The sequence below is a fragment of the Streptomyces sp. NPDC060064 genome, from assembly GCF_042736455.1.
GTDB lineage: Bacteria > Actinomycetota > Actinomycetes > Streptomycetales > Streptomycetaceae > Streptomyces.
This window is the reverse complement of the sequence record NZ_JBHWWF010000009.1, coordinates 72,910-96,754: the sequence shown is the minus strand read 5'-3', so window position 1 is coordinate 96,754 and position 23,845 is coordinate 72,910. Positions and strand designations below refer to the sequence as shown.

Here is a 23,845-nt window from a genome sequence, read left to right as displayed (position 1 = left end):
CCTGGTTGGATGTTGACCCTGGTACGACAGCTCGTCGAGCTAGAGAAGAGGCGACGTGACTACTGTTCTGACCCCCGCGAGCCCACTGACGGCCGCTGACCGCTGCGACCGCTGCGGCGCCCAGGCTTATCTGCGCGTCGTCCTGAGCAGCGGCGGTGAACTGCTCTTCTGTGCCCACCACGGGCGCAAGTTCGAGCCGGAACTCAAGAAGATCGCCGCGGAAATACAGGATGAGACCGACCGACTGACGGCCGTGCCGGCCAGCGTTGGTGAAGAGGAACACTGACACCTCGCATCCACGACGAGCCAAGGCCGGTCCAGGATCGGCTGACGGGCGGCCACCCCTGAATACCAGGGGCGGCCGCCCGCTCTCATAGCGTGACTGCCGCGGCGTAGGCGAACCCGGCGGAAGGCGACCTACGAAGGGGCCACCGCCGAGATCCGCGTGTACACCCCGGGGCTGTCGGCCCGGCCGCAGCCGCCGCCCCAGGAGACCAGTCCGATGAGCCGCCCGCGAGCCACCAGCGGGCCTCCACTGTCCCCCTGACAGGCGTCGCGCCCGCCCTGCGGGTCTCCGGCGCAGAGCATCGTGGACTTCAGATACTTCCCGCCCAGGCCCCCTGGATAGGCCTGCCCGCAGACAGCGTCCGACAGCACCGTCACGCGTGCGGCGCGCAAGGAGAACGCGTAGCTGGCGTTCCCCGTCGTATCGCCCCAGCCGTACACAGTGGCGCTCGTACCCGGCTCGTACGCCGGGTCGCCGGCGCCGGCCAGGGGGATCACCTGGGAGGCGGGCAGCGCCTCGGCCAGAGTCAGCACCGCCACGTCCGGGCTGTTCGTCTGCGAGTTGTACGTCGGCGCGACCCGGGCGTTGCTCACCCGGATCTCCCTGCCTCCCGCGCCGAGCAGCTGCGTGCGCCCCGCGAGGACCGCCAGGTCACGCACCTCGCGCACATCGACGCCGAGTACGGTCCGGCTCAGGCAGTGGGCGGCCGTCATGACCTTCTTCGGCGACACCACCACACCGCCGCAGAACTGACCTGCTCGCGTTCCGCCGAACCGGTCACGGCTGGACAGCGCCACCACCCACGGGCTGTCGGCAGCCTTTGCCGGATAGCCGCCGATGACCACGCTGTCGGCGGCCGCGAGAGGGGGCGAAGCGAACGGCGCCACGGCCGCCGCTGCGATCAGGGCCGACGCCATGATCAGGGCTCGAACGATGGGTCGCCGCATACGGCCTCCTGACTCTGGGTGAATTCCGTCCACTCAGAGTCAGTCAGGGCGCCGCCGCCCGCACCCGCGCACACGCCGAGGGCCCGGTTCCCCAACAGGATCCGGGCCCTCGACCGACATACCGCGTACTGCTGTGACGACCTAGTCGAGGTAGTCGCGCAGAACCTGCGAACGCGACGGGTGACGCAGCTTCGACATGGTCTTGGACTCGATCTGACGGATGCGCTCACGCGTCACGCCGTAGACCTTGCCGATCTCGTCCAGGGTCTTCGGCTGGCCGTCCGTGAGACCGAAGCGCATGGAGACAACGCCCGCCTCACGCTCGGACAGGGTGTCGAGCACCGAGTGCAGCTGCTCCTGCAGAAGCGTGAAGCTGACCGCGTCGGCCGGCACGACCGCCTCGGAGTCCTCGATCAGGTCACCGAACTCGCTGTCGCCGTCCTCACCGAGCGGGGTGTGCAGCGAGATCGGCTCGCGGCCGTACTTCTGGACCTCGATGACCTTCTCGGGGGTCATGTCGAGTTCCTTGGCCAGCTCCTCCGGGGTGGGCTCGCGGCCCAGGTCCTGGAGCATCTGGCGCTGCACGCGCGCGAGCTTGTTGATGACCTCGACCATGTGCACCGGGATACGGATGGTGCGGGCCTGGTCGGCCATGGCTCGGGTGATCGCCTGACGGATCCACCAGGTGGCGTACGTGGAGAACTTGTAGCCCTTGGTGTAGTCGAACTTCTCGACCGCGCGGATCAGACCGAGGTTGCCCTCCTGGATCAGGTCCAGGAAGAGCATGCCGCGACCGGTGTAACGCTTGGCGAGCGAGACGACCAGTCGGAGGTTGGCCTCGAGCAGGTGGTTCTTGGCTCGGCGGCCGTCCTCGGCGATGATCTCCAGCTCGCGCTTGAGCTTCGGCGCGAGCTTGTCGGAGTTCGCCAGCTTGTCCTCGGCGAACAGACCCGCCTCGATGCGCTTGGCGAGCTCTACCTCCTGCTCGGCGTTGAGGAGCGGGACCTTGCCGATCTGCTTGAGGTAGTCCTTGACCGGGTCAGCGGTGGCGCCGGCGACGGCGACCTGCTGGGCAGGCGCGTCGTCCTCGTCGTCGTCGGAGAGGACGAAGCCCTTGTTCTCGCCCTCGGCCTCTTCCTCCTCGCCCTTTCCACCGGGCTGGGCCTCATCGAGCAGCTCTTCGCCCTCGGCGGCCTCGTCGGCGTCCTTCTTGCCCGCGGTCTTCTTGGCCACGGTCTTCTTGGCGGCGGTCTTCTTCGCCACCGCCTTCTTGGCCGCCGTCTTCTTGGCGGCCGTCTTCTTGGCAGGCGCTGTCGCCGAAGCCTCGTCGGCCGGGGCGTCGGCGGTCTCGGCCGTCGACGCCGCGGTGGCCGCGACGCTCTTCGCCGTGGCGGTCTTGGCCGCGACGGTCTTGGTGGCGGTGCGCTTTGCCGGGCTCTTCGCTGCGACGCTCTTGCGGGCGCGCTTCGGCGACTCCGCGGCACTGACCATCAGCGTCACACCCTCTTCCTCGAGGATCTGGTTGAGGCTGCGCAGAACATTCTTCCACTGGGTTGGCGGAATCTGGTCAGCCTCGAAGGCCCGACGCACGTCATCGCCGGCGATCTGCCCATCAGCCTTTCCCCGCTCGATGAGCGCCATCACAGACTCGGACTCGGCGATCTCCGGCGGGAGCGTACGGGATGTGCTGGCCGACACGAACAACCTCTCGGAACGATGGAAAACGGCTTCCGGCCCCACCCATGATCGGGCCGGAGCCGACGACCACCGGGCTGCGGATGTGCCGGTGGCGCGGGATGAAACCTCGGAGCTGCACAGCGCCGTGTATGGCTGCTGTATTCCCTCCTCGGCTGTCACCTCTTAGGTCATCGCGTTGTTTCGAGGAGTGTTACGCCCAATCCACGTGGCCCGAGTCACACCTCATTTACGACAAAACGGCCAGAGAGGGCGTTCGCCACATAATCGTGTCGCCGGACCCCCTTGGAATCCGGCGACACGCGATGCGTACGCCTCCGCACTCCCTGGCCGCGCCCTGCGGTCAGTGCTCGCGCGGCGCAGGCACGACTCGCTCCACCTCTGAGTGAGCGGTGAGCAGTTGGCGCATGGCCGACTCGGCGGCGTGCGGGTCGCCGGTGGCGAGTGCGTCGGCGATCCGCGCATGGTGGGCCAGAGAGACCTCGGTAGGGCGGTCACAGCCGGTGACCGGGCCGCCGGAGACCTGGAGGGCGGCGGAGACGATGCCGGAGAGGTGCTCGAGCATGCGGTTACTGGCGAGCTGGATGAGGAGGGAGTGGAACTCCGCGTCGGCCCGCGAGAACGTGATCCCGTCCCCCTGAGCGAGGGAGTGACCCATGATCTCGACCATGTCGCCGAGCCGCTGCTGAACGTCCTCACGCCCGTGACCTGCGGCGAGGCGCGCGGCGAGGGGCTCGATGGTCCACCGCAGCTCGCCCAGCTCCCGACGCTGATCGTCCCGCTGCGGGCCGAAGGCACGCCACTCGATGATGTCGGGGTCCAGCAGATTCCAGTCGCTGACCGGACGGACCCGGGTGCCGACATTGGGGCGGGCGCTGACCAGGCCCTTGGCCTCGAGAACGCGTAGGGATTCACGGACGACGGTGCGGGAGACCTCGAAGCGCTGGCCGATCTCCTCGGGGACGAGCGGGCGGTCCGCGCCGAGGTCCCCCGAGACGATCATCTGGCCAAGTTGCTGGACGAGTTGGCCGTGCAGTCCGCGGCCGCGGCTGCCTGCCGCGCGGCGGCCGACCCGGCCCAACTCGGCGTCGGCGCCGTCCCAGGAGGGAGGGCCGACGCGGTCGGCGCCGGGCGACTCCGCGTAGGGGTATCGATCGAGTTCGCCCGGGCCGGCGAGGCCGGACTCGGCGGGGCGGGCGGCGGTCATCATGGTGTGCGCAAGGGTACTCACGCATCCTTTGTCGGCGCGGCTCCCGTGGCCCTTGAGGTCTTTGGTGAAAAGCACACGAAAGGGTGATCGGCGCTCGCCTCACAATTGACGCCTTATCGGAAAGAAACGGGCGCCTTCAAGGGAGTTGCGAACACTTCGTCGAGACCCGGTCGATCATGATCACCAACGTGGCCTGCGACGAAGGCCCGTGAACAGATACGCGCAGATCAAGGCCGAGAGTGACAACGCCAGTGCCGCGCCGAAGGGTTGGGCGACGAGGCGTACGGCGGCCATCAGCCAACGGTCGGCCTGCTGCGGCAGCTGCACCCAGGCCAGCTCGCGCAGCCTGCCGGGAAGTCCGGCGATCGAACGTGCTGGCGGAACGACGAGCGCCGTCTGCACGAGGGGGGCGACGAGGACCGGTACGGCGAGTACGGCGGCCACTCCGGCGGCCGTGACCCGGAAGACTCCGGCGGCGAGCAGTCCGGCCCAGGCGCAGCCGACCGCGAGCCCGCCCCAACTGGCCACCAGAGCAGGCAAGTTCCGCGGGGCGGGAGTCATGTCGGTGCCATACACAAGGCGGAGGGCCTGGGCGTCGGCCACCGCAACGAGGAGCGCGAGCAGCAGGGCGAACACGGAGGTCACCGTGAGTTTGGCGAGGAGGAGGCCGAGGCGGCGGGGAACGGTGCCGCGGGCGGCGGCGAGCGCCGGATAGCGGAACTCCTCACCGTAGGAGAGCGCCCCGACCAGGCCGGCACCGAAGGCGGCGGGCGGCAGCGGGAGGTATTCGGGCCAGGCGGCGAGCAGGGTCGGCAGCGGGGCGTCGCCGATGCGGGCGAGCAGGACGCAGAGGGCGAGCGAGGCGACGAGCGCGGCCGCCGCGATCAGCGCCGCGGTCCGGACTCCGAGGAGACGGCGGATTTCATAGCGCAGCGGCCTCAGGGGGCTGCGTACGGGGCGCGGCGGGGGCGGGAGAGACATAGGACCGGGGCGCTCCGCCGCGGCCGGGACGGGCCGTTTCTGGGCCTCGCGGGCAGGCTCGGCGCCAGGTGCGGAGTCAGGTGCGGGCGCCGCTGCCGGGCCCGTGTCGCCGATCTCGTCGCTGAGCCGGTGGACGAGTACACCGTGCCGGAAGGCGGTTTCGCCGATCTCGGCGCAACTGCTGCCGTAGACGGAGAGGAGGCTGCCCTCCTCGGTGACCACTTCGACGGAGCGCTGGGCGGCGCGTGCCTCGCGGGCGACGGCGGCGGCGAGTCGGGCGGCGTGCGGAGTGCGGACGGCGATGCGCGGGCGGAGCCTGGTACGGGAGAAGGTTTCCGCGTCCTGGTCGGCAACGAGGCGGCCCTTGTCGAGGGTGATGACACGATCAGCGAGGCGGGCGGCCCCCTTGGGATCACTGGTGGTGTAGAGAACGGTGCCGCCGCACGAGGCGCGGGAGCGCAACAGCCCGTACAGCCAACTGTTCTCACCGGCCGAGAGGCCTCGGCCGGGCTCGTCCAGGATCAGCGTCTGCGGGTCGCCCAAGAGGGCGGAGGCAAGCCCGAGTCTGCGGTCCATACCGAGGGAGAGGGCGTCGAGGCGCTGGCCGGCGAGACCGGCGAGACCGACGACCTCGAGCATCTCGTCGGCACGGGACGCGGGCACTCCAGCGGCTGCGCAGAGCATACGGAGCTGACCCCTGGCCGTCCTAGCGGGATGGCCCGGTACGTCGCCGAGGAGCACACCGACCTCGCGGGCGGGGTGGGCGATGAGATGGAGGGGGCTGCCGCGGAAGTAGGTGACGCCCCGGCCGGACTCGAGATCGAGCATCAGGCGCAGTGCCGCTGTCTTGCCCGAGCCAGGCGCACCGAGAAGGGCCGTGACAGAGCCGGACCGGGCTTCGAAGGTGAGATCGTCGACGGCTGGCGGGAGGTCTCGGCGGCGGGTGCTGGTGAGTCCGATGGCCTGGAGCATCGCTTCTCTCGCGGTAGGTGAGACCGCTCGGCGGCAGGGCGCGTACCGCAGCAAGATAGCGCGACATTTCCGACTTTTGGTGCAGCCGACAGGACCCCGGGTGTCAGACCTCGCTCAGACTTCGGGGCGCAGCATCGGCGGGTTGAGCACGGTGGCGCCGCCTGCCCGGAAGAGCTGGGCAGGGCGGCCGCCCTGCCGGGTGGTGGTCCCGCCCGCCGGGACCAGGAAGCCCGGAGTTCCGGTCACCTTGCGATGGAAGTTCCGGGGATCGAGAGCAACGCCCCAGACCGCTTCGTACACCCGCCGCAGCTCGCCGACGGTGAACTCCGACGGGCAGAAGGCGGTCGCCAGCGAGGAGTACTCGATCTTGGATCGCGCCCTCTCCACCCCGTCGGCCAGGATCCGCGCATGGTCGAAGGCGAGCGCTGCGGGCTGCTCCTCCTCACGGCCGAAGCCGTTCTCCTGGCCCAACAGATCCTCGACAGGGGCCCACCGGGCGCTATTCGCGTCGCCGCCCGCGCGGGGTGCGGGCAGGTCCGGGGCCAGCACCAGATGGGCGACGCTGACGACCCGCATACGAGGGTCCCGCTTGGGGTCGCCATAGGTGGCCAGCTGCTCGAGATGCGCGCCGTTGCCAGGTGCCGGGGAAGCGGGGTCGTGCGCGCACAGCCCGGTCTCCTCGGCGAGCTCGCGTGCTGCGGCCGCCGCCAGATCCTCGTCGCCCCTGACGAAGCCGCCGGGCAGCGCCCACCGGCCCTGAAACGGCGGCTCTCCGCGGCGTACGACCAGCGCGCAGAGCGCATGGCGGCGCACAGTGAGCACGACCAGGTCGACGGTGACAGCAAAGGGCGGAAAGGCCGACGGGTCGTAGGGCGACATGCCGCGATCATAGTCGTCTGCCTGACGATAAACACTCCCTTCTTCACCTGCGTCGACTCTTTCTTCACCTGTTCCGCCAGCCCCGCGCGCCCACCGGCTCAGACCCCCAACTGAAGGCCGTCGGCGGCCTGCTCGACCGTCCCGAGACCGAGCCTGCTGATCCGTGCAGGCGGCGGGGTCACGGGCATCAACGCCCGCTTCTGGTGCCGCGCTGCCCGCTGCGCCTGCGCGCGCGGCTGCGGTTCCCGGCCGCCGTGCCGCCGGGGCGTGTCCCGGCGGACGGGTGCTCCTTCTTGCCGGTGGCCGGCTTGCGAGTCGCCGGCCGGACCTGCTGCGGGCGCGAACGGTGCGGGCGCGCGCCGCCCCGGCGGGTCCCCGAGGAGGCCCGTGTGCCGCGGTCCGTGCGCAGACAGCTGCGCAGCGCCTCCGGATCCAGTCCCTCATTGCACGCCTGGTGCAGAAGCCGGGCGAAGACGTACTCGGGGTCGACGCGAAGGGCGAGTCCAAGGGCGACCCGCGCGCCGGGTTCGTCGCCGGTGGACCTTCTCTGCACTAGCGGGTGGCCGCAGGACGCGTCACGAGTCGTCAGGACCTGCGTTCGCGACTCCGCTAAAGCCGAGCGCGGTGAGAAATTCCAGTGGCGTGAGGACTTCGAGGCCGAGTTCACGGGCTCGCTTCGTCAGACGGTCATCTTTGGTGACCAGCGTGGCCTGCTCGGAGTCAGCTGTGATGCCGATCAGGGCGTCATTGGTGTTGCCGATGTTGCCGGATCGCAGGGCTTCGACGCTGGGCTCGTTGTCGCCCCAAGCGGCGAGGTCGAACTTGGAGACATCGAAGACGAATGCGCCAGTCGGGACAGGACGTCCCAGGCCGAGCACCTGTTGCAGCTTGGCTCGGCGCTCAGGATCCGGCGTCGCGGCTACTTCCTCTTCGAGGATGTGCGTGATGAGGAGCTCGACTCTTCCTTCATCGACGGCCGCGCTGACCACGGAGTAGGCGCCAGGCAGATCGATGATCGGATCCACCGCGTTCGAGTCCAAAACGGCGCGCTGCATGGGACTGATCGTAGGCATCCCGCTCGGGAAAGGCACTCCTCGCGCGTTGGCGCGTTCGCTGGCGGTGCCTGGTGACTTCCATCGATCAGATCGCGACTCTCGCGACGTTCGGGTCCGTGTGGGCGGTCCTCGCGGTCGGGCACAACTTGGCCGATCACGTGATCGGTCAGACCGACTGGCAGGCCGCGGGCAAGGCAGCGCCGTCGGCGACGGATGTCGCCGACGGCGTGAACCCTCGCAAGGGCTGGGGTGCGTGCTTTGCTCACGTGGCCCAGTACCACCTGGTCATGGTCGTGCTGGTGGCCCTGGTGTGGGCCGCTCTGCCGCTGGAGCTTTCATGGCCCGGCCTGGTGGCCGGGTTCGCCGTCTCGGCGGTCACGCACGCGTTCTTCGATCGCCGGTGGCCGGTCAGGTGGCTCCTGGAGCACTGCGGCTCGAAGGGGTTCGCGGAGCTGAAGGCGGGCGGGATGAACGGCATGTATTTGACCGATCAGGCCCTGCATCAGACCGCTCTGCTGGTGTCCGCGTTGCTGATCACTGCGGTGTGAGAGGGGGTCGGGGATGAGGAAGACCCAGGTCAACGCTCCCGACTCGCTGGAAGCGGCTGGTCTGCTCGCGTTTGCTGCGGAGGAAGTTGAGCGTCAATTCGATTCCTTCGATTTCACCCTGCCAGTCCTCGGCGAGGGCCCGCTTGCGGCGGGCCAGGAGGTCCTCCTCGATCTCGTCGAGGCGGGGCAGCATCTTGGGGTTGACGCTGAGCATCGGGCAGCGGATGCAGGCGTGCTCGTGTGCGCAGGGGGTTCCGTAGGGCCGACCGCAGGAGCCGAGCTCGATGCGGCGCTTGTCGAAGTGTTCCTGGAAGTCGGTCCACTCCTCCGGGGTGGGGTCGCGGTATTCCTCCTTCGGCCGTTCGGCCCGGCGCCGGGCGAGGAACTGGTGGTAGTTGCTGATCACGTCCTCGTCGAAGACCGCGACGTAGCCGCGGGTGGTTCGGATATCGAGGTGGCCGAGCAGAGCGGCGCCGATGTGGATCGGCAGGCCGTTGTTGACGAGTTCGGTGGCGAAGAGCCTGCGGAAGTCGTGGGGTGCGAACCTGATGTCCTTGAACTGCGGGTGTGTCAGTGCGAGTTCGTCGCAGGCCCTGCCGATCAGCCGCCAGACGGTGGTGCTGGACATGCCGCGCTGGGTGCCGCCGTGGAAGTTCTGGAACAGGTAGGGCAGCGGTTCGCTCCAGGTCCTCTCGTGGCAGTCGTAGCGGACGCAGACCGGGACGGTGCCGTGCTCGTTGCGGTGACGCCGGATGACCTGGGCGACGACGTGGAAGAGCTCGGCGGACATGGGGATGATCCGTTCGCGGTCGCTCTTGGACGGGGTGACGACGAGCAGAGCCACGACTTCGCCGTTGGGCCGCTGGTATTGCCGGACGCTGAGATGCGTCAGCTCGGTCAGTTCCTCGGCTCGCAGGCCCGCCAGTCGCAGGGTCTCGACGATGGCCCACTGCCAGAAGGCATAGCCCTCGTCCCGGGAGAGGTGTACCAGTTCACCGGTGGCGCGGTTGACCGCTCGGACTGGCGGGCGGTTGTGCCGCTGGTCCTTGGAGGAGACGCGGAGCCAGGTGACGCCCTCGGCGGTGAACTCCTCGCCGTTCTCGACCTTGAGGGCTGCGTCCAGCAGGGTCCGCAGGCGGTGCCATCTGTCGTTGACGTACTGGGTGAGGATCGGCAGGAGGGGCTGGCGGTCGCGGGTGCGGTTGGCCATGCGTTCTTGCAGTCGTCGCCGTCGGACCTGGAACCATCGCAGGTCGGCGTCGCGGATCGGGCAGGGGGCGACCCACTTCGCCCAGCGTTCCGGCTCGGCGGCGGCCCAGCTCTGCAGGTCGAGGTAGAGCGCGCGGATGGCCATCATCGGCCCGTCGACGTCGAGCCGCGGCTTGCCGTCGGGCAGGACCATGAGCCATTCCTTCCACTGCGTGAACGTCTCCTCCGTCAGCTTCAGGTCCTTCTGACCGGGGTTGATCTTCTCGATCTGCTTCCAGAAGGTCCTGACCAGGAGGTTCGTCAGTCCCCGCAGGGTGGAGTAGTCCAGGTTCGCCGAGCGGCGGCGAATGTACTCGACCAGCAGGTCTCTCATCTCGCGGTTGTGGAGCTGGTGGCGGTCGACGGCATCCTCGACGGAGACCTGTCCGCGGGTGACGGCGCCGCGCAGGCTGCGGGGTGCCGACGCGGGGAAGTGGCCCATCTCGTGGAGGATCGGCCAGGCCAGGGTGCCGGCGAAGCTGGTCTTCTCCCCGGCCAGCTCGTGTTTGCGGGACTCGACGGCGTAGTGCAGCAGGGCCTCGGGGGTCAGGTCCTTCAGGTCGATGCCGAAGACGGTCAACGCGCAGCAGACGTCGAACTTGGTCCGGGTCCGGCGGGCCTGGCTCATGGGCAGCTGGTCGGCCCGTCGGCAGAACTCCTCCAGCAAGGGGTCCTGGGCGACGCCGCGGAACCAGGGCGAGTAGTGGAAGAAGCGGTTGCAGCGGAAGCCCAGCAGGGTGGGACGCACCACTCGCAGGGCGAACGCTTGGCCGGCCGCGCAGTTCAGCTTCATGCGAAGGAGCCTGTTGTCCCTGGCGGCGTCCCCGACGGGCCGTCCCTCGTCGTGGCCGGAGGCTTCCCACCGCTCCTGCCACGTGTCTCCGGGGAAGGTGGCGAGGTGGCCGAGGAAGGCACGCATGGAACCGCGTTGCTTCCACTTCAGGGCCTCGGACTGGGAGAAGTGATCGGCCGTGACGTTGACGATGTCCTCCGCCGGCGCCGTGCTGAAGTCGCCCAGCGAGCGCGGCGGCCGGGACGGCGACGGAGGCGGAGCCGGGAGGATCGCGGTCGGCGTGTAGATGCCGTCCAGGACAGGCGCCTCGGCGTCGTGGCGGCGGACCCGGTTCGTCGTCGGGCCCTTGAGCCGCATGCTGTTTCCGGCCTTACTGCCCGGCACCGAACACCGCCTCGATGTCGTCCGCGGCGTACTGGGTCGGCCACGACACCGGCTGAACCGGCCGGGCGTAGTAGGCCCCGAGCTTGTCCAGCAGGTCGTCCAGGCCGACGGCCGTGTAGAGCTCGGTGGTGCTGATATGCGCGTGACGCAAGATCGTCTGCACTTCGTGCAGCTTCAGCTCCGGATCGCGGGCCATTCGCTTCGCGGCGGTATGCCGCAGATCGTGCAGGGTCCAGTTCGCTTTGAGGACCTCGCAGGCCCGCTGGAAGATGCGGCGGGCCGCCCAGTAGGTCAGCGGGCGGTGCTCGCCCCGGCGGGTCCGCCAGACCGGCATCCCCTCCGGCGGCAGGCCGTCCTCCTCCAGGTAGGCGGCGAGGTAGGCCAACCCCTCCGGGGAGGTCGGGACGGGCTGCCGGGCCCGGGTGCCCTTGGAGATCACCCAGAGCTGGCCCTTGGTCCAGTCGATGTCTCCGAGTCCGACTCCCAGCAGCTCGGATGCCCGGGAGGCGGAGGCGAGGTAGTTCGACAGCAGGGCCTTGTCCCGGACGCACTTCATCTGCGCGAACAGCTCGTCCCACTGGTCATCGGGGATGGACCGCGGGTGCCGGACGGGAACCTTCGGCCGCAGCCGTGCTCGTCGGTGCTGCTGGCGGACCTCCAGCGGCGACCGGTGGGCCAGTGCTGCGCGGCGGGCCGCGCTTTCCGGGACCGGGTTGACCACCGGCCCGCGGCCGAAGGGCTGGTGGAAGGCGTAGAAGCCGTGGACCACGGTCAGGTTGTGGGCGATCGTCGACGGCGCGTATCCGGCCCGCAGGGTGGGCTTGCCCGTCTTCGGGTTCACGGACCCGGCCGGGTGGCTGCCGGGGCGTCGCCGTTGACGCTGGGGGTTGCGGGCATGCCGCAGCCATCCGACCAGGGCGGCAGTCTCGGCCTCGGTGACCTGTTCCCATCCCACGTCTAGGGCCCAAAGCACCCGGTGCCAGCGCAGCAGGTCGTAGCCGTAGCTCCGGCAGGTCGCCGTACTGGCGTCGCCGAGCATCCGGTCCCGCAGGTAGACGCTGACCGGCTCGATCTCACGGCCGGCGGCGTCCACCACCAGCCACGGCAGCGACGGCGTCGTACCCGCGACCACGGCCCCGACCCGGGGCAGCCGTACCCGCCCGTCAATCAGATCTCGATGAAGCGAAGGAGTCTCATGCACGATCACATGATCAGAACTCAAGGCCCCCGGACCCAACGAATCCCCGAGTTGGTGCAGTTAACAGACCAGGCGACCCAGCCGGCGAGGGTGAGCGGCGCGGCCGCGTGCTCGGAGTACGGGCCGACGCATCGGCGGGCCAGCGCCCGCCAGAGGCGTAGCGCCGGTTCCGCGTCGGCTCCCTCCATCCATTCCGCGGCCCGGTCGCGGGTGTCCCGGTCCTGCAGACCCAGGATCACAGCGGCCGCCTCGTCATGTGCGATGAGCCGGTCGTCCGCGACATCCGACTCGGCCCGGCCGCCATCCCGCGGTGTCTCCGCGATGCGTTTCATCAGCCGGCGGGCCAGCGCGAGGGTCTCCGCGGCGACCTGCTCACGCCCCGTTCCGTCCAGGATCCTGGGCAGCAGCGCGGAACCCGCGGTGTCCAGCGCCTTCTCCTGATCGGACGCGGCCGGGGTCGTCCAGGGCGCGAGCCGCCCCTCCATCTCCCGCAGGGAGCCGCGCACTTGGACCCCCACGTAGGCGGCGGCCGCGGCCATCACCGAAGTGCCGGGCAGGGCAAGCGCACTGCCTTCGGGCGGGCAGCAGCGCACGTCGGGGCAGCAGTAGGACCAGTAACGGCCGTCGGAGATACAGAGAGCCTCGTAGACGGGCACCTCGAGGGTGCCGCAGGCGGTGCGCAGCCGTTGCGCGAGCGGGCGCAGCCGATCCATCACAGAGCGGCTCGTCTCGCCGTCCGCCGGATCCTGGCAGAGGAAGACGACAATGCCGTCGGGGCGCGAACCGCGACGTTCGCTGCCTTCGATCAGACACTCCGCGAGCTGTTCGGCCACGGGCGACCATTCGCGCGGCGAGCGTGGAATGCCGAGCCTCAGCCGCCCGCCGAAGCGGCCGCGGCTGCCGTGCAGCGCGACAAGCACGATCGAATCGTTCGGATGGAAGCCCATCATGTACGGCAGGGCGTCGGCCAGTTCGGCAGGGCCGCGCAGGGTGATCTGCTGCTCGTCGGTCGGACCGGTGTGTTCGTGGTGCGTGTTCATGGCACGACGGTCTCGTGGCGGCTCCGCCACCGCGACCCCTGTGGATAACTTTATCCACAGGCTCGCGGCTTCGTTCGCGCTTTGTCAGCGCCATCGGGTTGCATGGGGGCATGACCAACGCAGACCGCGCAGATCTCAGGGCCTCGGCCGACTCCGTACTCGCCCGCCTCGTCTCGGACACGACGGGCGCGGCCCGGCTGCGCGGGGACCAGTGGCGGGCGATCGAGGCGCTCGTGGCGGACAAGCGCAGGGCTCTGGTCGTGCAGCGGACCGGGTGGGGCAAGTCTGCGGTGTATTTCGTCGCGACCTCGCTGCTGCGCGAGCGCGGCAGCGGACCGACCGTGATCGTCTCTCCCCTGCTCGCGCTCATGCGCAACCAGGTGGAGGCCGCGGCGCGGGCCGGTATCAGCGCCCGGACCATCAATTCCTCCAACACGGAGGAGTGGGACACGGTCCAGGCCGAGGTGGCCGCGGGCGAGGTGGATGTGCTGCTGGTCAGTCCCGAGCGGCTGAACAATCCCGATTTCCGTGACCAGGTGCTGCCCAAGCTGGCCGCCGCCACCGGTCTGCTGGTGGTGGACGAGGCGCACTGCATCTCCGACTGGGGCCATGACTTCCGGCCCGACTACCGACGGCTGCGCACCATGCTCGCGGAGCTGCCGGCCGGGGTCCCGGTGCTCGCCACGACCGCCACGGCCAATGCCCGTGTGACCGCGGACGTCGCCGAGCAGCTGGGTACGGGGGCGGGCACGGACGCCCTCGTACTGCGTGGCGCTCTGGACCGGGAGAGCCTCAGCCTGAGTGTGCTGCAGCTGCCCGATGCCGCGAACCGGCTGGCCTGGCTCGCCGATCATCTCGGCGAGCTGCCCGGCTCCGGGATCATCTACACGCTCACCGTCGCGGCTGCCGAGGAGGTCACGGCGTATCTGCGCCAGTGCGGGCACACAGTGGCCTCGTACACCGGCCGTACGGAGAACGCCGACCGGCAGCAGGCCGAGGAGGATCTGCTCGCCAACCGCGTCAAGGCTCTCGTCGCCACGTCCGCACTCGGGATGGGCTTCGACAAGCCCGATCTCGGCTTCGTCGTGCACATGGGTTCGCCCTCCTCCCCCATCGCCTACTACCAGCAGGTGGGCCGGGCGGGCCGTGGTGTGGAGCACGCGGAAGTTCTGCTGCTGCCGGGCAAGGAGGACGAGGCGATCTGGCAGTACTTCGCCTCGGTCGCCTTCCCGCCGGAGGAGCTGGTGCGACGCACCCTCGATGTGCTGGCGCAGGCGGGCAGGCCGCTCTCACTGCCCGCGCTGGAGCCGCTGGTCGAACTGCGGCGCACCCGGCTGGAGACCATGCTCAAGGTCCTCGACGTCGACGGTGCGGTGCGCCGGGTGAAGGGCGGCTGGACGACCACGGGCCAGCCCTGGTCGTACGACGCCGAGCGGTATGCGTGGGTCGCCCGGCAGCGGGAGTCCGAGCAGCAGGCGATGCGCGACTACGCGACGTCGACCGGCTGCCGGATGGAGTTCCTGCGACGGCAGTTGGACGACGAGGAAGCGGCACCTTGCGGTCGCTGTGACAACTGCTCGGGGGCCCGGTTCAGTGACAAGGTGTCCGCGGCGGCTCTGGATACCGCACGCGGGGAGCTGGGCAGGCCGGGTGTGGATGTGGAGCCGCGCAAGATGTGGCCGACCGGGCTGGCGGCGGTGGGCGTCAGCCTCAAGGGCCGTATCCCCGAAGGGGAGCAGTCCTTCCCGGGACGTGCGCTGGGGCGGCTTTCCGACATCGGCTGGGGCAATCGGCTGCGGCCGATGCTCGCGGCGCAGGCTCCGGACGGTCCCGTGCCGGACGAGGTGGTGAAGGCCGTGGTGACCGTGCTCGCCGACTGGGCCAAGGGCCCTGGCGGCTGGGCGTCCGGCGCGGCGGACGCACCGCCTCGGCCGGTCGGTGTGGTCACCATCGCCTCCCGCAGCAGGCCTCAGCTGGTCGGATCCCTGGGCGGCCGGATCGCCGAGGTCGGCAGGATGCCGCTGCTGGGCTCTGTCGAGTACGTGCCCGAGGCGTTGGAGGCACGGATCTCGCGCACCAACAGCGCCCAGCGGGTGCGGGCGCTGCACGAGGCGTTCACGGTGCCTCCCCAGCTGGCTGAGACATTGGCCGAAGCCGACGGGCCCGTTCTGCTGGTGGACGACCTATCGGACAGTGGCTGGACCCTCGCGGTGGCGGCGCGACTGCTGCGCAGGGCAGGTGCGCGGGGGGTGTTTCCGCTGGTCCTTGCCGTTCAGACGTGACTGGAGGGTCACCGGCTACGCAAATGGGCAGGGATATGAGCGTCATACCCGCCGATTCCTGTCGGTGGCGCCAAATTGCTCGTTGCCGCATGCTCACGAGGCAGCAAGAATTGGAACGCTCCCCCGCACGGTCCGTTCGCGGTCCGGAAGGGCCGTGCCGCGGTGCGCCCTCACCCGACCCTGCCCGCACCGTGGGCGCGAATGTGAAGGGAGGACCGTGACCTTCGGATTCCCTCCGTCCGCAGCCACTTCGATCACCACGTCGGCCGGCTCCGCCAGCCGACTCGCCAGGATGCTCGAGCCCGCTGAGTGGGCAGCAGCCGGGATACCGCTGCTGCGCAACCCCCGCGAGGTGGTCAGTGGACTGCACACCCGGCACGTGCCGGCGCCGGCGACAGGCGTCGTCGCTGTGCTCGACCACGAGGACCGGCTCGCTGCCAGTGCTTCGTTCTCCCAGCGTTCCGCGCCCGTGGACGGCTGGGAGTTCCGCAACGTGCTGCTGGCGCATCTGCGCCGGGTCATCCCGCACGATCTGCGTCTCCGCGCGCCCGTGCGTACCGCCGTGCTGCTCTACTGCCGTGAGGGCGACGAGCGTTGGACGGAGGAGGACGGAGCGTGGATGTGGGGGCTGCGGGACGCGTGCACTCTGCATGGGCTGCGCTGTGGTGCGTACATCACGCTGACGCGCGGCGGCTGGCAGGTGCTGGGCGAGGGCCGGGGCGGCCGCCGGCCCAACTCCACGTCGTCGCCCGGCCAGTTCTTCGACGGTGCGGCCGAGGCTGAGCCGCTGGCGCTGCGCACCGCGAGCGGCGCGGCTGAAGCGCTCCGGCGCACGGCGGCACGCTGAAGGTGCCACTCTCCGGCTGCCCACGTGGTGGGCAGCCGGGTCACGACCGGACCAGGCGGTCCGTACAGGCCGTGCGGCTCAGACGCCCGTGCCGAGCACGGTGTTGATCCGCTTGGGGTCTCCGCACACGATCAACAGTGCGGTCGCCTTCGCCAGCGCTGCCGGCAGCGCGCGGGCGGCTGCGTCGTCGGCGCCTCCGTTGATCGCGACGACCACCACGGGGCGGGCCGAAGCACGTCCCACCGCGGCGGCGTCGGCGTAGAAGACGTCGTCGCGGGCGTCGTGCTGGGCCCAGTAGGCGGCCTCGCCGAAGGACAGCTCGTGCGCGGCCCACGGGTGCTGCTCACCGGTGGTGAGCAGCAGGACGTCGCCCGGCGCGCGGCCGGAGTCGAGCAGCAGGTCGACCGCCTCGTCGGCGGCGTCGAGCGCGCCGTCGGCGGGGGCGGGGATCAGCTGGATCTGCGGCACAGCGCGATTCTCCGACCGGGGCGCCTGCGGCTGCCCGGCAGAGGTGTGCGTGCGCTGCACCGGCGGTGCGGGCCGGGCGGTACCGGGGCCCGGGTGTCCGGGACGCGGCGAGGCCGCGGAACGCGGACCGGGTACGGGACGGGGGGTCGGCGCGGTGCGGCCTGCAGCCGGAGTTGCGCGGGGACCCTGGGCACTCTCGTGAATCTGAGGCTCCTCGGGGATGAGAGGCATGAGTGGATGTCTATCAAACGCCGGTGCGGATGGCATCGGCGGGTGGGCACATAAGTGCGACCCTGCTACGGGAGGGCGAGTTCAGAATTCGAAGCCGAGCTGGCCCCCGCTTTCCAGTGCGGCCGCCTCGGCGGAGACGCGGACCTTCTTGAGGTGCCGCCACTGGGGCAGCGCGTCGAGATACGACCACGAGAGCCGGTGGTAGGGGGTGGGACCCCACTCCTCGAGCGCCGCCTTGTGCACGGGCGAGGGGTAGCCGGCGTTGGCGGCGAAGCCGAAGTCGACGAACTCCCCCTGCAGTTCGGCCATCATCGCATCCCTGCGCACCTTGGCGATCACCGAAGCGGCCGCGACGGCGACGCAGGACTGGTCGCCCTTGATAACCGTACGAACCTGCCAGGGCAAACCCAGGTAGTTGTGCTTGCCGTCGAGGATGATGGCGTCCGGACGGACCGGAAGCGCATCCAGCGCACGGACGGCAGCCAGCCGCAGCGCCGCGGTCATCCCCAGTTCGTCGATCTCCTCCGGGGACGCGTGCCCCAGGGCATGCGACGTGACCCACTGTTCCAGCCGCACGGCCAGTTCCGTACGGCGCTTCGGGCTGATCAGTTTGGAATCGGTCAGCCCGGGGGGCGGTCTGCGCAGTCCGGTGACCGCCGCGCACACCGTGACCGGACCGGCCCACGCCCCGCGTCCAACCTCGTCGACACCTGCGACGATCTTGGCCCCGGTGGTGGCTCGGATTGAGCGCTCGACTGTGTGGGTGGGTGGTTCGTACGGCATGGCGCCAGCAAGCGTACGCCGCCGGACGTCGCCGGCGACAACCGGATTACCCTCAGAGGCTGCGGGCCTGCGATCAGCCGGTGCCCGGGCGCAGCAGCGGCACCATGATCTGATCGATCATCTCGGCGATGTCCTCGTCCGGCCATTCGCTGCCGCACACCTTGGACCGGTACATCATCAGACCCGGAATCACATCGAAAACCAGCTCACCGATGGCGTCGGGGCGGACGTCGCCGCGTGTGACGCCACGCCGCACAACCTCCCGGTAGAGCTGGTTCGACGGCTCGACCACACGGCGCACGATCACCCCGTGGAAGCGCTCGGCGGTGGAGCTGTCGCACTCGTAAAGCACAGAGCGGAACGCAAAGCCGGACCTGGAGTACATCGCGTCGCGCACCTGCCGGCAGAGCTGAAAGAGGTCCTCGCGGATGCTGCCGTGATCGGCGGCCTCGTCGAGTACCGGCAGCCCGGCCTGCAGGGCGTCCGCGACGAGATCCTCCTTCGACGGCCAGCGCCGGTAGACGGCGGCCTTGCCGGTCTGAGCCCCGGCGGCGACGCCCTCCATGGTGAGTCCGCTCCAGCCGACCGTACTCAACTGCTCCAGAGCGGCCTCGAGGATCGCGCGTTCCAGCACGGGTCCTCGACGGCGCAGCGAGACCGGGGGCGTCTCAGCGGCTGCAGTCCAGCGCGAATTGGCCATGTTCTTCTCTCCGTTGGGGACAGGAGCTGCAGTGAACGCTTGCGTTCACTGAGGGGGACTCTCTACGGTTGACAGGACAGTGAACGGCTGCGTTCACTAACTCACTTGTGGGGGACCATAGTGACAACCTCTCAATTAACTGCTCCAAGCAAACCGGGAGCGGCCCGCAGACAGGGACGCCCCGGGATAGCTCTGGCCGTCATTGCCGCGCTGCAGCTCATGGTGGTCCTCGACACCACGATTGTGAATATCGCGCTCCCGCACATCCAAGAGGCTCTCGAGTTCACCACGACCCAGCTCTCCTGGGTGGTCAACGCGTACACCCTCACCTTCGGCGGGCTACTGCTGCTCGGCGGCCGGGCGGGCGACATCCTCGGCCGCCGGCGGGTGTTTGTGTTCGGTGTGCTGCTCTTCACCTTCGCCTCACTGCTGTGCGGTGTCGCGCAGGAGCCCTGGCAGATGCTCGCAGCCCGCGCGCTCCAGGGCGTCGGCGGCGCCATCGCCTCGCCCACGGCGCTCGCTCTCATCACCACGACCTTCCGCGAAGGCCCCGAGCGCAACCGCGCGTTCGGCATCTTCGCTGCGGTCTCGGCCAGCGGCGCGGCCATCGGCCTGCTCGCCGGCGGCATGCTGACCGAGTGGTTGAACTGGCGCTGGGTGTTCTACGTCAATCTGCCGATCGGAATCCTGATCGCGGTGCTCGCTCCGGTTTTCATCAATGAGTCCGAGCCGCACTCCGGCCGGTTCGACATCGCGGGCGCGCTCACCTCGACTGCGGGCATGGCGTCCCTGGTCTACGGCTTCATCCGGGCCGCCGAGGACGGCTGGAGCGACGGACTCACCCTCTCCTCGTTCGCCGCGGCGATCGTGCTTCTCACCGCCTTCGTACTGACCGAGCGGCGGGCGCGGGAACCGATCACTCCGCTACGGATGTTCGCCGACCGCAACCGCTCCGGCACGTATCTGATCATGATGAGCCTCGCCGCGGCGATGTTCGGCATGTTCTTCTTCATCGTCCTGTTCGTACAGAACGTGCTGGGCTACAGCCCTATCAACGCCGGTCTCGCGTTCCTGCCGGTCACGGTGATGATCGTGACGGCGGCCGGAATCTCCTCGAAGCTGCTGCCGGTGCTCGGTCCCAAACCGTTCCTGGCGGCGGGCGCGGTACTCACCGGCAGCGGCATGGCGTGGCTGACCGCGCTCGATCCCGGCAGCTCATATGCCGGCGGGGTGCTCGGTCCGATGCTGCTCTTCGGCTTCGGCATGGGGCTGGTGTTCGTGACGGCGACGCTCACGGCGGTCTCGGGCGTGGCGCAGCACGAATCGGGTGCGGCTTCCAGTCTGCTCAACGCCACACAGATGGTGGGTGGTTCCCTGGGGCTGTCGATTCTTATGACCGTCTTCAGTACCGCCAGCCGCGACGAGGCCGAACGGCAACTGCCGTCGTTCCTCGCGGATTCGACCCCTGCGCAGAAGGAAGTCTTCGCCAGGACGCACGAACTGCCCCCGCCGTGGGGGCACCAGGTACTCGCCGAAGGCATCGCGACGGCGTTCTGGGCCGGCGTTGGTCTGGTCGGACTCGCCGTGCTGACCGCGGTGTTCATCATCCGCGTACGCAAGAGCGACCTGGAGGCGCTCAGCGGGGCGGCGGGCGCGGGCGGCCCAGCCGCGTAGATCCGCCACATTGATCGGGGTACGGGCCGTGCGCGGGGGGCACGACCCGTACCTCAGCCTCCTTCAGCAAGGAGTCTCACGGCACGTCGGACGGGCTGATCTCGCCCTCCTCGCCGAACTGGGCGTCCCCGTCGTACTGATCGCGCCCCGCACCGGGAATCCCCTGATCCCCGCAGGCATACCTGAAGGTGTCGACCTTCCGATCCGCCAGGATCCTCCGCGCCCGCCACTCGCCCCAACTGGACGCGTACCAGGGCTTGTGCGTGTCCTCGAGGTTCGCCGCGATGCCCTTCAGTGCGCAGGAGCGCAGCGGCTCCGGCAGCCTGTCGAGGGCCGGTACGGCATCGGCCGACAGCTCCTGAAAGTACTCGACGTCGATCTTTCCGGTGCTCTCGTAACGCTGTACGTTCCGGTTGGCGACCATTCCGTCCGGGGAGAGCAGGCCGAAAACGAGCACGGCGACCGCGCCGCTCGCCGCGACGGCGCGTGGCAGCCACTTCACGCCGAATATCCCCGCCGCCATGATCAGGACGATCACCAGGCCGAGCCACAGTTCCATCGCCGCCACCGACACCCGTAGCCGCGTCAGCCCGTACGCGGCGACGTACAGATCCATCCGGCGCAGCGCCGAGGCGACCACGACCAGGGTGAGCGCACAGAGTGCGCCAAGGACGACATGGACCAGCGTGCGGTCGCGGGCACCGGCGCGGGGGGCCCAGCGCAGCGCGAGCGCGATCACGAGCAGCGTGAGCAGGGTGGCCCAGAGCAGCTGCCAGAAGCCCTGCCGCGCGTACTCCGCGTACGTCAGTCCGGTCTCGCGCAACACCTTGTCGTAGCCGCCGAAGAGAACGGCGAGCTGGACGGCGATGAAGGCGGCGAAGAGCAGATTGAGCACGATGAGTGGCAGCGCCCACTCCCAGCGGGCGCGGGCCCGGCCGGGACGCACATCGAAGCGGTCCCAGCGCACCGGAGCGGCGGCGGTGTGTGCGGCGGCGAGCGCTCCGACCAGGCCGAGCAGAAAGAGGAGGAAACGCCAGGGGCCGTCGGCCACCGAGACGTCCGGGATCAGCCCGCCGAGCAGATCGGCGAAGGCCGCGTCGGCGCCCGCGAAGAGCGCGCCGAAAACGATCAGCAGCACCGCCGCGACCGCTGTCGTACGCACCACGGGGCCCCAGCGGCCGCGCGAGCTGCCCGCCCGCTCGCGCAGTCCCCGCGCTCCCCAAGCCATGCCGGAACCGATCGCGCCCAACAGTCCCAGCGAGCCGAGCAGTACGCCTGGCCAGGTGCGGCCGCCGTGCAGAGCCAGGGACCCGGCCGCCAGCGCGGAGACGACGGCAAGGAACGTCGGCCAGCCCGCGTCCCTCAGTACGGGAACCGCCAGCAGCACCACCCCGCCGACCGCCCACACACAGGTCCAGGGACGGAGTCGGCGACCGGCCGTGCGGGCTGCGAAGTACGCGCCGAGGGCAGCGGGCACCGCCACGATCAGCAGGTTCAGGCCTGCCCCGTCGCCCAGCAGAAACGCGCTGAGAACGGCCGTGGCCAGGGCCGACCAGAGCGTGGCGACCCGTACGCCGGCCGGCGGGCCGGGGCGTACCCGCACGAGCCAGGCAGCCGGCTCGTTGGACTGCCACTGCTGCCACTGGGGTGGCGGCTTGTACGGATCGGCCTTCACCTGCTTCGCCGCCTGCTTCGGCTCCGCGACCGGAACCCCCGGCTCCGCGCCCGGACCGGGCTCGGAAGCCGACGGCGGTGTGTCGCGTACGTCTGACACGGGACCCCCTCCCAACCGGGCGCAGCGCACGTCGGCAGGACGGTGCGTACGACCCGGTGTCTCGTCTGCGCACGCCCGTGATGATCAACGCGGCGGCGTGTCGGACAGGCTAGCTCCGGCACGCCCGATCGACGCCCCGTATGCGCGCCCGAGGCCGTACCGTGACCGTCGGGCCGCGCCGTCGGCGGTCAACGGCCCGGCGGCAGCAGCTCAGCGTGCCCGGCCGGGCACCCACTCAGGAAGCGCTTCGGTCTGCTCCAGCCAGTCGGCCGGCGGCTGCCCCGCCTTGCCCGCAGCCACCACTCCACAGGCGATGGCGCATGTGGTGTCGACATCCCCGCCCACTTGTGCGGTCGTCCAGAAGACCCGCTCGAAGTCGCCGAGTGAGCGGGCCGCGGACCACAGGGCGAACGGCACTGTGTCGTGCGCACTGGTGCGCCGACCGCTGCCGAGGACGGCGGCGACCGTCCCGGCATCCTCGTAGTCGAGCATGTCCCGCGCCCGGCGCAGACCGGCTCCCACCGCGCTGCGCGGCACGAGCGCGACGACTGCGTCGAGCAGGTCCGCGGGCCCGGGCGGGCCTGCGGGATCCGCGACGAGCGCGGCGGCCGCCGCGACGGCCATGGCGCCGACGACGGCCTCACGATGCTGGTGCGTGGTGTACGAGGAGATTTCGGCCTGGTGGGTGGCCTGTTCCGGGTCGCCGGCGTACCAGGCGCCGAGCGGTGCGATACGCATCGCCGAGCCGTTGCCCCACGAGCCCTGGCCCTTGAAGAGCTCGGCGGCCAGCTCCCGCCAGTCGCCGCCTTCCCTGATCAGCCGGAGCATCCGGTTGACCGCTGGGCCGTAGCCGCGGTCGAAGTCATGGTGCTCGGCGAAGGACCGGGCGAGCGCGTCCTGGTCCACCCGGTGGTGGTCCGCGAGCACGGCCAGTACCGAGCAGGCCATCTCGGTGTCGTCGGTCCACTGCCAGGGACCTGGCGGCAGCTCGCGCCGCTTCAGCAGGGGATAGTTCGCGGGTACGAAGAACTGGGAGCCCAAGGCGTCTCCCACGGACAGTCCGCGCAGGCTGTCCAGGGCGCGTTCGAAGCGCCGGTCGCGAGAGGAGTCGTCGGTCATCTTCCTGCCACTCTATCCGGTGACGCCGTACGGCTCGGGGGTCCGCCAGCGTTCGAACGGCCGGTCCAGTGTGTAGCGCCCGTCGTCGCCGAGTTGCAGAATCCGGGGCTCGGCGTTGTCCGGGTTGGACAGTGACTCGAACTCCGCCACCGACCAGTGGAACCACCGCATACAGAACAGCCTCATGGTCAGTCCGTGCGTGACCAGGAGCACGTTCGGCGGGTGGTCCGGCGCCTCGAAGCTCCGGTGCAGGCTCTCCAGGAACGCCCCCACCCTGTCGTACACATCCGCCCCCGACTCGCCCTGGGCGAAGCGGTAGAAGAAGTGGCCGTAGGCGTCCCGGTAGGCCTTCTGCAGCCGTACGTCCTCCCTGTCCTGCCAGTTCCCCCAGTCCTGCTCGCGCAGCCGTGACTCCTCCCTGACCCGCACCAGCTCCGGGTCCAGGGCGAACGCCCGGAGGGTCTCATGGGTGCGGCGGTAGGGCGAGACATAGACGCTGACGGTCTCGCGTCCGAACAGCTCACGCAGGCGCGCGCCCGTCGCCTCGGCCTGGGCCCGGCCGGTCGCGGTCAGCCGCAGCGCATGGTCGGGCACGCGTTCGTACACGGTGTCATCGGCGTTCCCCTCCGACTCGCCGTGCCGGACGAGAACGATGCGTTGCGGTCGTGCCATGTCTAGACAGTAGTTCGGTCCGGACCCGGCCGAGTATTCGGGACGGGTTCCGGACGGCG

At 69.9% G+C, this 23,845-nt stretch carries 20 protein-coding genes and 1 pseudogene; 5 read left to right on the top strand and 16 right to left on the bottom strand.

Translation table 11 applies throughout. From position 1 onward, the window contains the following. Positions 1 to 55: 55 nt before the first annotated feature. A complete protein-coding gene (locus tag ACFWDI_RS13750; protein ID WP_326653069.1) occupies positions 56 to 286 on the top strand; it encodes a hypothetical protein in 231 nt (76 codons plus the stop codon). 131 nt (positions 287 to 417) lie between these two features. Here the strand turns inward: ACFWDI_RS13750 and ACFWDI_RS13745 are convergent, their stop codons facing one another. The 7 genes from ACFWDI_RS13745 to ACFWDI_RS13715 all read right to left on the bottom strand — a co-directional run bounded on the left by ACFWDI_RS13745 (position 418) and on the right by ACFWDI_RS13715 (position 8,025). Continuing rightward, positions 418 to 1,233 carry a serine protease gene (locus ACFWDI_RS13745; RefSeq protein ID WP_385303695.1) on the bottom strand — a complete coding sequence of 272 codons (816 nt, stop codon included), beginning with the start codon at positions 1,231 to 1,233 and terminating at the stop codon, positions 418 to 420. 141 nt (positions 1,234 to 1,374) lie between these two features. After that, positions 1,375 to 2,931: an RNA polymerase sigma factor gene (locus tag ACFWDI_RS13740; RefSeq protein ID WP_385303693.1), complete on the bottom strand. Its 1,557-nt coding sequence runs from the start codon at positions 2,929 to 2,931 to the stop codon at positions 1,375 to 1,377. Positions 2,932 to 3,271: 340 nt separating this feature from the next. After that, positions 3,272 to 4,159, bottom strand: a complete 888-nt coding sequence (locus ACFWDI_RS13735) for a FadR/GntR family transcriptional regulator (RefSeq protein ID WP_385303691.1) — start codon at positions 4,157 to 4,159, stop codon at positions 3,272 to 3,274. 159 nt (positions 4,160 to 4,318) lie between these two features. After that, positions 4,319 to 6,091 carry an ATP-binding cassette domain-containing protein gene (locus ACFWDI_RS13730; RefSeq protein WP_385303689.1) on the bottom strand — a complete coding sequence of 591 codons (1,773 nt, stop codon included), beginning with the start codon at positions 6,089 to 6,091 and terminating at the stop codon, positions 4,319 to 4,321. 114 nt (positions 6,092 to 6,205) lie between these two features. Next, a complete protein-coding gene (locus ACFWDI_RS13725; RefSeq protein ID WP_327326499.1) occupies positions 6,206 to 6,970 on the bottom strand; it encodes an NUDIX domain-containing protein in 765 nt (254 codons plus the stop codon). Positions 6,971 to 7,157: 187 nt separating this feature from the next. Next, on the bottom strand, positions 7,158 to 7,523 hold the full coding sequence (locus tag ACFWDI_RS13720; RefSeq protein WP_385303687.1) for a DUF4192 family protein: 366 nt from the start codon (positions 7,521 to 7,523) through the stop codon (positions 7,158 to 7,160). A 22-nt stretch (positions 7,524 to 7,545) separates the two neighbouring features. Next, the gene (locus ACFWDI_RS13715) at positions 7,546 to 8,025 is read right to left on the bottom strand and encodes a type II toxin-antitoxin system VapC family toxin (RefSeq protein ID WP_385303686.1); all 480 of its coding nucleotides are present in this window, start codon (positions 8,023 to 8,025) and stop codon (positions 7,546 to 7,548) included. A gap of 71 nt (positions 8,026 to 8,096) precedes the next feature. On the opposite strand from ACFWDI_RS13715, the gene ACFWDI_RS13710 reads away from it, so the two are divergent. Continuing rightward, the gene (locus ACFWDI_RS13710) at positions 8,097 to 8,573 is read left to right on the top strand and encodes a DUF3307 domain-containing protein (RefSeq protein WP_385303684.1); all 477 of its coding nucleotides are present in this window, start codon (positions 8,097 to 8,099) and stop codon (positions 8,571 to 8,573) included. Here the strand turns inward: ACFWDI_RS13710 and ACFWDI_RS13705 are convergent. From ACFWDI_RS13705 to ACFWDI_RS13695, 3 genes and pseudogenes are all read right to left on the bottom strand, one after another. Next, on the bottom strand, positions 8,560 to 10,998 hold the full coding sequence (locus ACFWDI_RS13705; protein WP_385303683.1) for a tyrosine-type recombinase/integrase: 2,439 nt from the start codon (positions 10,996 to 10,998) through the stop codon (positions 8,560 to 8,562). The genes ACFWDI_RS13710 and ACFWDI_RS13705 overlap by 14 nt on opposite strands. Then, positions 10,985 to 12,199 (bottom strand): tyrosine-type recombinase/integrase, encoded by a 1,215-nt coding sequence (locus ACFWDI_RS13700; protein WP_385303680.1) that lies wholly within the window; start codon positions 12,197 to 12,199, stop codon positions 10,985 to 10,987. The genes ACFWDI_RS13705 and ACFWDI_RS13700 overlap by 14 nt, the downstream gene beginning before the upstream one ends. A gap of 62 nt (positions 12,200 to 12,261) precedes the next feature. Further along, positions 12,262 to 13,236, bottom strand: a pseudogene (locus ACFWDI_RS13695) (DUF4192 domain-containing protein); the annotation flags it as partial. 110 nt (positions 13,237 to 13,346) lie between these two features. On the opposite strand from ACFWDI_RS13695, the gene ACFWDI_RS13690 reads away from it, so the two are divergent. Beyond that, a complete protein-coding gene (locus tag ACFWDI_RS13690; RefSeq protein ID WP_385303678.1) occupies positions 13,347 to 15,518 on the top strand; it encodes a RecQ family ATP-dependent DNA helicase in 2,172 nt (723 codons plus the stop codon). A gap of 217 nt (positions 15,519 to 15,735) precedes the next feature. After that, positions 15,736 to 16,365 carry a hypothetical protein gene (locus ACFWDI_RS13685; RefSeq protein ID WP_385303676.1) on the top strand — a complete coding sequence of 210 codons (630 nt, stop codon included), beginning with the start codon at positions 15,736 to 15,738 and terminating at the stop codon, positions 16,363 to 16,365. A 78-nt stretch (positions 16,366 to 16,443) separates the two neighbouring features. On the opposite strand, the gene ACFWDI_RS13680 is transcribed toward ACFWDI_RS13685, so the two are convergent. The 3 genes from ACFWDI_RS13680 to ACFWDI_RS13670 form a co-directional block, all read right to left on the bottom strand. Continuing rightward, positions 16,444 to 17,064, bottom strand: coding sequence for a hypothetical protein (locus ACFWDI_RS13680; RefSeq protein WP_385303675.1), 621 nt, complete (start codon positions 17,062 to 17,064; stop codon positions 16,444 to 16,446). Positions 17,065 to 17,145: 81 nt separating this feature from the next. Next, the gene (locus ACFWDI_RS13675) at positions 17,146 to 17,847 is read right to left on the bottom strand and encodes a ribonuclease HII (protein ID WP_385303674.1); all 702 of its coding nucleotides are present in this window, start codon (positions 17,845 to 17,847) and stop codon (positions 17,146 to 17,148) included. A 73-nt stretch (positions 17,848 to 17,920) separates the two neighbouring features. Beyond that, entirely contained in the window at positions 17,921 to 18,547 is a 627-nt protein-coding gene (locus ACFWDI_RS13670) for a TetR/AcrR family transcriptional regulator (protein ID WP_385303672.1), read from the bottom strand. 120 nt (positions 18,548 to 18,667) lie between these two features. Between ACFWDI_RS13670 and ACFWDI_RS13665 the strand changes: the two genes are divergently transcribed. Continuing rightward, positions 18,668 to 20,221, top strand: coding sequence for an MFS transporter (locus tag ACFWDI_RS13665; RefSeq protein WP_385303671.1), 1,554 nt, complete (start codon positions 18,668 to 18,670; stop codon positions 20,219 to 20,221). A gap of 76 nt (positions 20,222 to 20,297) precedes the next feature. On the opposite strand, the gene ACFWDI_RS13660 is transcribed toward ACFWDI_RS13665, so the two are convergent. The 3 genes from ACFWDI_RS13660 to ACFWDI_RS13650 all read right to left on the bottom strand — a co-directional run bounded on the left by ACFWDI_RS13660 (position 20,298) and on the right by ACFWDI_RS13650 (position 23,786). After that, positions 20,298 to 22,025, bottom strand: coding sequence for a DUF4153 domain-containing protein (locus ACFWDI_RS13660; RefSeq protein WP_385303670.1), 1,728 nt, complete (start codon positions 22,023 to 22,025; stop codon positions 20,298 to 20,300). 180 nt (positions 22,026 to 22,205) lie between these two features. Then, positions 22,206 to 23,114 (bottom strand): ADP-ribosylglycohydrolase family protein, encoded by a 909-nt coding sequence (locus tag ACFWDI_RS13655; protein ID WP_385303669.1) that lies wholly within the window; start codon positions 23,112 to 23,114, stop codon positions 22,206 to 22,208. A 12-nt stretch (positions 23,115 to 23,126) separates the two neighbouring features. Then, positions 23,127 to 23,786, bottom strand: coding sequence for a histidine phosphatase family protein (locus ACFWDI_RS13650; protein ID WP_327326489.1), 660 nt, complete (start codon positions 23,784 to 23,786; stop codon positions 23,127 to 23,129). Positions 23,787 to 23,845: the final 59 nt, after the last annotated feature.

Excerpts from the sequence above, each read along its gene's own strand:
- ACFWDI_RS13690 (WP_385303678.1), top strand. The coding sequence starts at position 13,347 with ATGACCAACGCAGACCGCGCAGATCTCAGGGCCTCGGCCGACTCCGTA.
- ACFWDI_RS13730 (WP_385303689.1), bottom strand. The coding sequence starts at position 6,091 with ATGCTCCAGGCCATCGGACTCACCAGCACCCGCCGCCGAGACCTCCCG.
- ACFWDI_RS13670 (WP_385303672.1), bottom strand. The coding sequence starts at position 18,547 with ATGGCCAATTCGCGCTGGACTGCAGCCGCTGAGACGCCCCCGGTCTCG.
- ACFWDI_RS13655 (WP_385303669.1), bottom strand. The coding sequence starts at position 23,114 with ATGACCGACGACTCCTCTCGCGACCGGCGCTTCGAACGCGCCCTGGAC.
- ACFWDI_RS13680 (WP_385303675.1), bottom strand. The coding sequence starts at position 17,064 with ATGCCTCTCATCCCCGAGGAGCCTCAGATTCACGAGAGTGCCCAGGGT.
- ACFWDI_RS13650 (WP_327326489.1), bottom strand. The coding sequence starts at position 23,786 with ATGGCACGACCGCAACGCATCGTTCTCGTCCGGCACGGCGAGTCGGAG.
- ACFWDI_RS13715 (WP_385303686.1), bottom strand. The coding sequence starts at position 8,025 with ATGCAGCGCGCCGTTTTGGACTCGAACGCGGTGGATCCGATCATCGAT.
- ACFWDI_RS13725 (WP_327326499.1), bottom strand. The coding sequence starts at position 6,970 with ATGTCGCCCTACGACCCGTCGGCCTTTCCGCCCTTTGCTGTCACCGTC.
- ACFWDI_RS13675 (WP_385303674.1), bottom strand. The coding sequence starts at position 17,847 with ATGCCGTACGAACCACCCACCCACACAGTCGAGCGCTCAATCCGAGCC.
- ACFWDI_RS13745 (WP_385303695.1), bottom strand. The coding sequence starts at position 1,233 with ATGCGGCGACCCATCGTTCGAGCCCTGATCATGGCGTCGGCCCTGATC.